The following is a 10,199-nucleotide window of genomic DNA, read 5'->3' as shown; positions in this document are numbered from 1 at the left end:
TAACATGGCTAAGTATGTAGAACTGTCTGTAGAGGGCTTGCGGACGCGGGTTCGATTCCCGCCGTCTCCACCAACAAACGATCCAAGAAGATCCAAGAAAGGCCATAAAAACTAATAAAAACAGTGATTATGGCCTTTTTAATGTCCAAAGAATTCCAGTAACACCTATTGCAATCTAGCGTATTTTGCAGTAACTTATGCAGTAACAGACCTTATTAATGGTTTTATTCAAAAGAGTTACTGCATCTTTTACGGGAGTTACTGTAATGGCACGCCACCTAATTAAAACCGATGTAACCATCCGCAACACCAAGCCAACTGATAAGACACAACGGATAAATGATGGTGATGGCCTTTATCTGTTGATTCAACCGAACGGCGCTAAATGGTGGCGAATGGATTACAGTATCAGCGGCAAGCGTAAGACTCTTTCCGTTGGTGTTTACCCGGATACTGGATTAAAAGACGCGCGCAACAGAGCGGATGAAGCACGACTGTTGATACCGGTTTAAAATTGACCCCCCATTACGGTTGAAATTTGACCAGGGGAAAATAGAGCGCAGGGTACTACGCATCTGTGGATAAGTCGACCAGACTGGGTTGGTAATTTGCCTCCTGTTGATGATTTAGTTTGTTGTAATTGACTACGAATCGACCAGATTTTCTTCTGGTGAGTTTTTTTCTTTTTCCCGCTGCTGTATTCTAATCTTTGCAGTGACAGCGCTTTGTTTGTATCGGAAAGACTCATTGCCAGTTTCAATGATGTGGCAATGGTGCGTGAGTCGATCCAGAAGCGCGGTGGTCATTTTGGCATCGATAAAAACGTTACTCCATTCTGCGAATGCGAGGTTGGTGGTAATGATTACGCTGGTGCGTTCATAAAGCCTGGAGAGCAAGTGAAACAATAAAGCACCTCCGGCTTGTGAGAATGGCAGATAGCCCAGTTCATCAAGGATAACCAGATCAATCTGCAACAGTCGCAGGGCAAGCCTGCCTTGTTTGCCGGCGGATTTTTCCTGCTCCAGACTATTAGCCAGGTCAATGGCGCTGAAGAATCGCACCTTTTTATTGTGATGCTGTATGCCTGAAGTACCAATGGCAATAGCCAAGTGCGTTTTTCCGGTACCGGTGCCGCCAACCAGCACAAGATTCTGTGCGGCGGTGGTAAATTCCATCGTGGCCAATTGATAAATCAGTTGTTGATCGACTTTGGACTGACTGAAGTCAAAGCCCTGTAAGTGACGCTGCACCGGGAATCTGGCAGCTTGTGTCTGATAGCGAATGGAACGGAGGTTGCGCTTGGTTGTTTCAGCCTGGAGTAACTGGTTTAGCAGTGTGTCTGCGAAATTAAAACTGTCAGCGACATCGGGCGTATTCTGTTGCCTCAGTTCAGCATAGGAGCTGGCCATGCCATATAATTTCAGCGCTTTGAATTGCGCAAGTATGTCAGACATGCGGCACCTCTTTGGTGTTCAAACGATCATAGCGCGCCGTATCGGCCTGCGGTTCTTCATTGAGTTTCAGTGTTGTTTCCACTGACGCGCCATTAGCTTGCGTAACCAGCTTTCCGGTTCAGCCTTGTTCTCGGCAAAGCGAATGACCGCTCGTGCCCCATGAATCAGTAAAGTACGCAGATAAATGTCGCCACGTTTGCTGATGCCAAGCAGTATTTGTTTTCCGCCACTGGAGCGTTGTTTTGGCACCAATCCGAACCATGCCGAAAGTTGCCTTCCGTTCTTGAATTCCGTGGCATTTCCCACGGTTGCTACAATGGCGCTCGCCGTGATCGGACCAATGCCGGGAATGGCTTACAGTCTTTGACTGGCCTCGTTCTCCTTATGCCACAGCTTGATCTGCAACTCCAGTTCTGCCACCTGACAATCCAATTCCTTGAGGTGGTCGTTCAGCCTTTCCAACAACTTGCGTAGGGTACCTGGTAAACCATTCTCGGCATCTTCCAGTATATCCGGCATGCGTTTGCCTATCGATCGGATACCCTGGGGCATCACGATACCAAACTCAGAGAGCAAACCACGTATCTGATTTGCCTGCGCGGTTCTGGCCTTGACGAACCCTTGTCTGGCCCGATGTACCGACAGAATAGCTTGTTGGTCAATGTTCTTTATCGCTACAAAACGCATGTTGGGCCGACTCACTGCTTCACAAACCGCTTCTGCATCTGCCATGTCATGCTTATTGGTCTTCACATAAGGTTTGACGAACTGGGGTGACATGAGTTTGACAGTATGCCCAAATTCATTCAGCTTTCTCGCCCAGTGGTGTGAACTACCGCAGGCTTCCATGCCAACCAGGCATGGATCCAGATTGGCAAAGAATTTTGCCATCTCATTTCTGCGTAACTGCTTGCGCAGCACAGTCTTGCCTTGCGAATCTACACCGTGAATCTGAAACAATTCTTTTGCCAAATCAATGCCTATCGTTGTAATCTTCATGTCGGACGCTCCTCTCTATTTAGCGGGCTTTATGCACCACTACTTTGGCACTTCGATGCCGTTTAGGGTAGTGGGCGTCCATTCCATTATTTTTACTCCGCTATTTACACAAGCCTGCTTGGAATTGGATACGGTTCATGGCCATGGCAATTTCTCTTTGATGGATTTGTTTGGGTCAGTATGCGCCTTATAATAGAAAAAATCGGGTTTGGCTGAACAATCTTTCTAATCAGGATATAATTTGCTGTAATGAAAAATACATCTGGCTCAACTATTCAGCACCTTTCTAGAACATGTATCCCCACAATCGAGCCGTCCATTCTTTCAGTCTGAGCAGTAGCGACCTATGCTCCCATTCTTCGAGTTCGATCGCATTCGAATTCGCAATATCCCTAAAGTAGGCTGCCTGCATTTGCTGCGCAAAGTCACGCCCCAGAATGACTGCATTGATTTCGTCATTGTCCAGCGCGCTACGCCAATCCAGATTGCTAGATCCAACGCAAGACCAGACGCCGTCTACAATTGCGGTTTTTACATGCAGTAGTGCGCCTTGCCGTTCGTAAATTTTTACGCCTCCCTTCAGCAACTCAGAATAGTATGAACGTCCCGCATGAAATGCTGCTACCGAATCGGAATAACTAGGCAGGATCAGCCTGACATCTACGCCACGACCTGCAGCATCAAGCAGGGCATTGAGAAGCTGCGGATCAGGCACAAAATAGGCATTTGTAATATATACCTGTTTTTCCGCATTGGTGATCGCGGATAGGAGCGTCAGATAGATCAGGCTGTAAGGATCATCCGGCGTACTGCCAATCGCACGAATTATTTCCTTACCCTGTGGCGCGACCATCGGAAAATAGTTTCTTTGTGCCAGCGGCTTGCCATGCTGCTTGTTCCAGGTTTGCAGGAACAATTTCTGAAATTCGGCAACTACCGGTCCCTCTATTTGAATGTCGGTATCGCGCCATCCGCGTGTTTGGTCGACCGGTTCTTCTTTCCTCCTGATCGAGGATCCGGTCGAATAAGCGTTGCTGATATTGATGCCGCCAAGAAATGCCGTATGTCCATCCACTACGAGCAGCTTGCGGTGATCACGATGATTGGGTATCCATGACTTCTTTATTAATAATGGATTAATCGGATTGAATTCAAGTACCTGAACGCCGGCTTGTGCGAGACGATCGAAGAACGTTCTTGCTGTGCCTATTGTGCCGTAGCTGTCATAAATCAGGTTAACTTGGACGCCTTGTGCTTGCCGCTCGATCAAGAGATCCGCGAACTGTTGACCGACTTCATTATCTTCGATGGTGAAGGATTCCAAATTGATATGATCTTTGGCTTTTCGGATAGCGGCGAACATAGCCTGATACGTTGCTGGGCCGTCCTGCAGCAATATGACCTTATTGCCTACTACGAGTGGACTGCCGACGATTTCCTGTTCGAGCGCAATCTGTTTATCCAAGATATCGATGTCGCCGGACTTTTGCTTGAGTTTCTCCACGATGGCCGCGCTTCTTTTAGCCGAAATCGTACCCCATGCGTCTTTGAAATGCGCTGCTTGCGCAATGTAATGCTCCGTCAGGAATTGCGTATCGGGCAGCGTCGCGCAACCGGTCGAGAGTAATGAACAGCATGCCGCTGCAGCAGCGAGCTTAAGCTTGGTTATCATCACATCATTCTTTATCTGAGGTATGCTGATTTTCATGGAATTTTTAGTCTCATACAATGAAGATATGAAAGTAGAGAACAAGGATAGAGCAATAAACTGACAGTAAAAGCGAGAAGATGAAGGCTATTGATTATCAAATGAATTTACTTGGGCAATGTGATGCAAATCAAATGGCAGCTTAATACGATGTTCCCCATATTTAACAGCACAGCGCATACATTACAATGTGTCTATGTGCGCTACTGCACAGAACCGGTTCAAAGATAATTGTAATGTACCCGTGGGCTGGTGGAATAAGCTATCCATGCTTTGGCAGTAACTATTAGATTATGACGATAAACTGGGCAGGCGAGTCCGGATAGATGGCGTTGACTGGATATCGGCATAACGCGAGATCAAATTCTTTTAAAGAGAAAATGAGATTAATTGCGATGAAAACACTTTATTAATAGCGTTCATTAGCACTCAAAACCAATATGAAAATTAGAATCAGTCAGATAATTATAGTGTTAGCCGGGATTTTCTCAGCCTTAAGTTTTTCTGAAGTAAACCCATCACTTCCACTCGTTAAATTACAAGGCCAAACGCAATTTATTTCTGGAGGCGTAGGCAAAGATGAGTCGGAAGCAATATTGCAGGCAGGAAAAACATGGGCATTGATGCTTGAATTATCACAAAAAACTGGCTCCAAAGCCCAATACATCAGTGATGTTCACGTATTAATTAAGGACAAGGTAGGCAATACTGTTCTTGATACTACCACTGAAGGCCCCTACCTGTTGGTGAACCTTGCTCCAGGAAACTATTCCCTGAATGCCACCTACGAGTTAACTACTCTCCATCGCGATCTAAGTATTCAAGAAAAGCGTGGAAAAATAATTACATTAACCTGGCCTGCTGCCAAAAATAATTAACCCAGACAATAGTCCAAATTGCTTTGACGATATACAGGCCATCTTGTTTCTTTACTTTGGAAAAATACTATGGACAACCAACAACGCAAAAGTAGCTCCTTGTTAACACACGCACTCGGAGTGATAATTGTCGCGGCAATTTGCAATACAGCATCGGCTAATGATTCAACGGTGAAAGCCGATATCGCGACGCCGGCTGATATTATGTGCATGATGAATTGGGCACAAACATTCTACCCCAATCTGTTTTCACCGCCGGTATCAGGAGTGCAATTATCTTCACCCTATACCTATCGCTATTACCCCGACACCAACGCCTATGTGGGCGTTTCCTCTGCAGATAACCATGTCTATTACCAGGGACCAGACGATGCCTTGCCACGGGATATAGGTGATTTATCTGCTTTGTTGAATGAATCGGGATGTGGAGAAAAGCCTTATCCTGTCGTCTTTATTCATGGTATCGCTTCTTCTGCAGACACATGGGTATCGTATAGAGATTATCTGATTAACAGTGCTGGCTGGACATTCGGTGGGATACCTGCTTTCAATCCGGCCACAAAAACAGTTGCTATAAGCTGCCCATTAGATACTCCGAGCTGTACGGGGAATACTGGTAACTTCTATGCTGTAAATTTCTCCGACAATCAGGGATTGTTTCTTGATGTCCAGGGAGGAGAATTAGCAGTAATCATTCAAGCGGTGTTAGATGAAAACCCTGAGGCAACAAAAGTCCTTCTGATTGGACATAGCACAGGTGGTCTTGCTGCAAGAGAATATCTGCAAGGGTTAGCTCGAGTGTTCGATTCGGCAACGACAATTCCGTATCGGGAGGATGTTGCGAAACTCATTACCATTGGGACTCCGCATCAGGGTAGTTTTTGGGCCGAGACATGTCACGTTAATTTCGATATTTTCGATATTTTCGATAAAGTCGGCATTTGCGATCTTCTACCTTATCATATTGACTCAAACAGTGTTTCAATCAAGGATTTACAACCCAACAGCGCAGCTTTGAATGTACTTAATGACTTGGCTACGCACCCCCTTCCATCCAATGTTCGCTATGTTTCGATAATTGGAACGGGGCAATCAACTTTGTCCAGCTTGGTTGATTTCCAAACAGGAGATGGAATCGTAACCGACACTTCCCAGAACCTTATAGCGGTAACCGGAGATCTTCCTCTTCAACAGAAATCAACTACGATTGACATTCCTTTCCGAGATTGTGGCAATAAAATAAAAGTGCCAGTTATCGGAAGCGTAGGTCAAACCCATACGTGTGAGACAACGGATATTAGCGTAGGAGCAGAAATTTTGAGAAATTTACAATAGGTAGCAATGCAATAGGCGGTGAGTTTAAAGGGCAATGTCACCAATATCCTAGTATCCATTCGTTTTTTAATGGATATGAGTAATAATTACCATCAATTTACCCATCAAAAAGAAAACAAGAAATTTTCTAAAAGGAAATCTTGTTCAGATCTATATATTGGAATGTGCTGATTCAAGTCTTTATACCGGCATTACTACAGAATTAACCCTTCGGATCTCAGAGCATGAAATGGGTAAAGGAACGCGATATAGCCATGGTCGCGGGCCTTTTCGACTTGTACATCAGGAACTTTACAAAAACAGAGCAGAAGCCTCAAAAAGAGAAATCATAATAAAAGCTATGACTCGGACGAGAAAGTTAGCTCTGATTCAGGGAGCCCCCTAGAATGAGAAGACCTGTCTTACTTCTGAATGATGCTTTTTATCCCCTGATCGAATAACTGAAACTAATGCGGTCTGGATCCAGTCAAACAACGCGAAATGGTTTTAATAAATACCTTAGTTACATTATGGGATGGGGATATCATTTCCAATCTGATCTGAAATCTCTTAAATGACGAGTTGGGATTAGAATCCAATTTGTCTTTCACTACATTTATGCACAATAGGCTTCATATAAAAAATATTAGATTGATACATTTGATCATCGCCTTGCTTGCAATGATAGAAAGCCATTCTGTTTTAGCGCGGGATGGACATGGTGGTGGCGGCCATTTTGGAGGAAATTATGGTCATTCGGGTGGCTATAGTAGTCATGGGCATAGCCACTTAAATCTTGGTATAAATCTCGGCGGCTATTATGGTCCCGGATTTTATGGTTATGGGGGATATGGCGGTTATAGCCGTTATGGCTTTGGTGGCTACGGATTTGGTGGTTATGGGTATGGCTATCCCTCTTACTATCCACCTTATTATGCTTATCCGCCAACCGTGATAGTGCCTTCAACCCCTCCGGTCTATACGCAGCAGCAACAGGCTGAGCCTGTCCAGCCACAAACCGATTACTGGTACTATTGCCAAAACCCGGATGGTTATTATCCTTATGTCAAGAATTGCCCGGGTGGCTGGTTACAGGTAGCTCCGCAGCCACCTGCACAATAACGCAAAGAGAAAACATGTTTATAACAAAAAGATTACTTATATTGCTGATTGTTTGGCTACTAACTGCCTGCGCAAACCTACCAACAGGTCCAAGCGTAATGACATTACCTGGTGCCGGTAAAAGTTTTGATCAGTTTCGTCAGGATGATAGTGAATGCAGAGAATATGCTTATCAACAAATTAACGGCAAGACTCCTCAACAATCATCCCGAACTAGCGGTGTAGAAAGCGCCGCTATTGGAGCTGGGTTAGGCGCTGCTTCCGGCGCTGCCATAGCTGGTGGTGAGGGAGCTGCCATAGGTGCTGGAATAGGCCTTTTAGCGGGCGCACTGTTTGGAACAAGCAGTGGCACATCTTCAGGTTATGAAAGTCAACAGCGCTATGACAACAGCTATATCCCTTGCATGTATTCGAAAGGCCATAATGTTCCTGTTTCAGGTAACGTCAGCAGGGATCTGCCCGCAAGTAGCGGCGTCAGTCGAAGAATTTCTTCACCACCAGTAAATTCTAATCCACCACCGCCACCACCCGGTAACCCACCGCCTCCACCTCCACGGTAGGTGACCTGATGTGTTCCCTTTTTATCTGGAGTTTGCAGTTACTCTTGATGATGTTCTTTAGACACGTTTTACTCTACTCGCCGAAACTTCATCGCTACGTTGCCACTTTAAACTACGTCTGAAGGCTCTTGTTTACAGGGATGAGATACATTTCCACACTCAAACTGAACAGTAGTGTGCTGAATTCCAAACTTCTCACGCAATTCGTTATTGATTTGAACCAATAGCAGATCGTCAATGACCGCATCTGGCTTGATTAGATGCACGGTTAGGGCAATTTCCGTCGTGCTCATTGCCCAGATATGCAAGTCGTGAACTGCTTCTATTCCTGGAAGATTCGCGAGATAAGCCTCAACTTTGGCCGGATGAATATTGGCTGGCACAGCATCAAGTGCAAGGTTAAGCGATTCGCGCAGCAAGCCCCAAGTACCAATACCAATAATTACGGCGACCACAAGGCTTACGACCGAATCCAACCACAACCATCCTGTAAATTTTATGGCAATAGCTGCTAAAACAACACCCATAGAAACCGCTGCGTCAGCCACCATGTGCAAATATGCGCCGCGAATATTCATATCTTGCTTTTGGCCCGACATGAACAGCCACGCCGTAAGCCCATTGATTACAATGCCAACTGACGCTACCCAAATGACTGTGTCACTCGCCACGAACTCGGGATAGCCAAATCTGTGAATAGCTTCCCAGGCGAGAGCACCGACCGCAACAAGCAAAACTAACGCATTAATCAATGCAGCTAATATCGAAGTACGGCGTAAACCATAAGTATGCCGCTGTGTTGGCAGCTTGCGTACTAATACGCTTGCGCCCCACGCGAATAATAAACTCAACACATCGCTGAGGTTGTGGCCTGCATCCGCTAACAACGCGAGAGAATTTGCAAATAAACCAAAAATGACTTCAAGCACAACAAAACCTACATTTAGCGCAATCCCAATTGCGAATGCGCGATCAAAGTTCCTTGGAACGTGGCTATGATCATGATCGTGGGAGTGGTTATGTGCCATATATTGATTTTATTCCAACATGTGAACTTCTAAAGCTGGTGCTGGGTAAAAATCGAGTTTTTTGTACTACGCCTCCCAAGAAATGCAATCGGAAGCCAGTGGTAATTTAACTCAATCATGCCACAAAAAGCCTGGTAATAAGGATTGCGCTTCCGCTGTAATACTACCGATTCGTCACTTAAACTCTCTAACAGGCCGTTGAAAAACTATCTGCGTTGCCGCTGCGGTGTTAAAAACAGACTCAAAATGCTCATTTATTAAGCATAAACTGCGCTTTTTCGCCTGTTTTTGCCTTGCATCGGCTACCTCGAGAACGTTTTTCAACGGCCTGCTAACCGCTTCAGTATCAATAACCCAATCATCAATCGGATCGGCTTACTCGGCTTGTCGTTGCGGTGTAATGGATGGAAGGTGTTCCTCAAATTCTTGCCAGGGTATCGCTGATGCAAGCTTCAGCAATGGGTCATTGGGATCAAGTTGCACCAACAAATCTGTTTCAAACAAATTCGGTTGATGAATCGTACTGCTACATCTTAGTATTTTTAATCACCATTTCGACCAGAAAACACTTGGAAATATTAACATTTTCGGTCGTTATGATCACTGAAAAAAGTTCATTTGTGACTAATATCAGGTACTTATAGGAATTTTATGACCGACTATGTAAAGAGAATCAAGACAATCCAAAAGAAAGGTTGCGTAGCGTGAATCTTTTAATACCCCGTGCTCTTGCTACGGGGGTATTTGTTGTCTAGACTTCAGTTAGTGCAATTCAATACTAATCGATACAGGTAGTATAGTTTTCGGGGCAGATCGAATTCAATCCGCCGGATGAATTGCTGTTTTGTTGTCTCAAACTCAATGTTTCCAGCACTTTCTCATAATAATCAAGATCCCTAACCCAGAAAATGTAGTTGACCTTCAGATTATCCCGAGCAAAATTGAGCAGCTCCGAGACGGTTGGCTGATAACCTTTATTATCCCACCGAGTATTTTCATAATTCGCACCCTCCACTTTAATTGTTAGGGGCATCAGACCAGAATTTTCAGGATAGTAGTTATAGAGACCTGGAGGAGACCATTTATTCCCTGGATAGTTTAATCCCGGATCTTCTATGAAAACATCCGGACAACCC

9 protein-coding genes, 1 other RNA gene and 3 pseudogenes are annotated in these 10,199 nt (G+C 45.0%); 7 read left to right on the top strand and 6 right to left on the bottom strand.

The window, feature by feature from the left end; translation table 11 throughout:
* Nucleotides 1–73, top strand: a transfer-messenger RNA (tmRNA) gene (ssrA, locus tag K2P83_RS11975); the annotation flags it as partial.
* Between the two features lie 193 nt (nt 74–266).
* Nucleotides 267–512 carry an Arm DNA-binding domain-containing protein gene (locus K2P83_RS11970; protein WP_292929482.1) on the top strand — a complete coding sequence of 82 codons (246 nt, stop codon included), beginning with the start codon at nt 267–269 and terminating at the stop codon, nt 510–512.
* A gap of 132 nt (nt 513–644) precedes the next feature.
* Here the strand turns inward: K2P83_RS11970 and istB are convergent, their stop codons facing one another.
* The 3 genes and pseudogenes from istB to cls all read right to left on the bottom strand — a co-directional run bounded on the left by istB (nt 645) and on the right by cls (nt 4,161).
* Nucleotides 645–1,454 carry an IS21-like element helper ATPase IstB gene (gene istB, locus K2P83_RS11965; RefSeq protein WP_292929481.1) on the bottom strand — a complete coding sequence of 270 codons (810 nt, stop codon included), beginning with the start codon at nt 1,452–1,454 and terminating at the stop codon, nt 645–647.
* An 84-nt stretch (nt 1,455–1,538) separates the two neighbouring features.
* A pseudogene (locus tag K2P83_RS11960) lies at nt 1,539–2,453 on the bottom strand (IS110 family transposase); the annotation flags it as partial.
* A gap of 286 nt (nt 2,454–2,739) precedes the next feature.
* Entirely contained in the window at nt 2,740–4,161 is a 1,422-nt protein-coding gene (gene cls / locus K2P83_RS11955) for a cardiolipin synthase (RefSeq protein WP_292929479.1), read from the bottom strand.
* Nucleotides 4,162–4,601: 440 nt separating this feature from the next.
* Here cls and K2P83_RS11950 point away from each other — a divergent pair, with 440 nt between their 5' ends.
* The 5 genes from K2P83_RS11950 to K2P83_RS11930 all read left to right on the top strand — a co-directional run bounded on the left by K2P83_RS11950 (nt 4,602) and on the right by K2P83_RS11930 (nt 8,035).
* Nucleotides 4,602–5,039 carry a hypothetical protein gene (locus K2P83_RS11950; protein ID WP_292929477.1) on the top strand — a complete coding sequence of 146 codons (438 nt, stop codon included), beginning with the start codon at nt 4,602–4,604 and terminating at the stop codon, nt 5,037–5,039.
* A 69-nt stretch (nt 5,040–5,108) separates the two neighbouring features.
* A complete protein-coding gene (locus tag K2P83_RS11945) occupies nt 5,109–6,374 on the top strand; it encodes an alpha/beta fold hydrolase (RefSeq protein ID WP_292929475.1) in 1,266 nt (421 codons plus the stop codon).
* Between the two features lie 157 nt (nt 6,375–6,531).
* Entirely contained in the window at nt 6,532–6,759 is a 228-nt protein-coding gene (locus K2P83_RS11940) for a GIY-YIG nuclease family protein (protein ID WP_292929474.1), read from the top strand.
* Between the two features lie 212 nt (nt 6,760–6,971).
* Nucleotides 6,972–7,475: a hypothetical protein gene (locus K2P83_RS11935; protein ID WP_292929473.1), complete on the top strand. Its 504-nt coding sequence runs from the start codon at nt 6,972–6,974 to the stop codon at nt 7,473–7,475.
* A gap of 14 nt (nt 7,476–7,489) precedes the next feature.
* On the top strand, nt 7,490–8,035 hold the full coding sequence (locus K2P83_RS11930) for a YMGG-like glycine zipper-containing protein (RefSeq protein ID WP_292929471.1): 546 nt from the start codon (nt 7,490–7,492) through the stop codon (nt 8,033–8,035).
* Nucleotides 8,036–8,142: 107 nt separating this feature from the next.
* Here K2P83_RS11930 and K2P83_RS11925 read toward each other — a convergent pair whose 3' ends face one another.
* The 3 genes and pseudogenes from K2P83_RS11925 to K2P83_RS11915 form a co-directional block, all read right to left on the bottom strand.
* Nucleotides 8,143–9,063, bottom strand: coding sequence for a cation diffusion facilitator family transporter (locus K2P83_RS11925; protein ID WP_292929469.1), 921 nt, complete (start codon nt 9,061–9,063; stop codon nt 8,143–8,145).
* Between the two features lie 332 nt (nt 9,064–9,395).
* Nucleotides 9,396–9,582 (bottom strand): annotated as a pseudogene (locus tag K2P83_RS11920) (IS5/IS1182 family transposase); the annotation flags it as partial.
* Between the two features lie 259 nt (nt 9,583–9,841).
* Nucleotides 9,842–10,199: pseudogene (locus K2P83_RS11915) on the bottom strand (glycoside hydrolase); the annotation flags it as partial.

Source organism: Nitrosomonas sp. (genome assembly GCF_019752415.1).
Taxonomy (GTDB): domain Bacteria; phylum Pseudomonadota; class Gammaproteobacteria; order Burkholderiales; family Nitrosomonadaceae; genus Nitrosomonas.
This window is presented reverse-complemented; position numbering and strand designations above follow the sequence as displayed.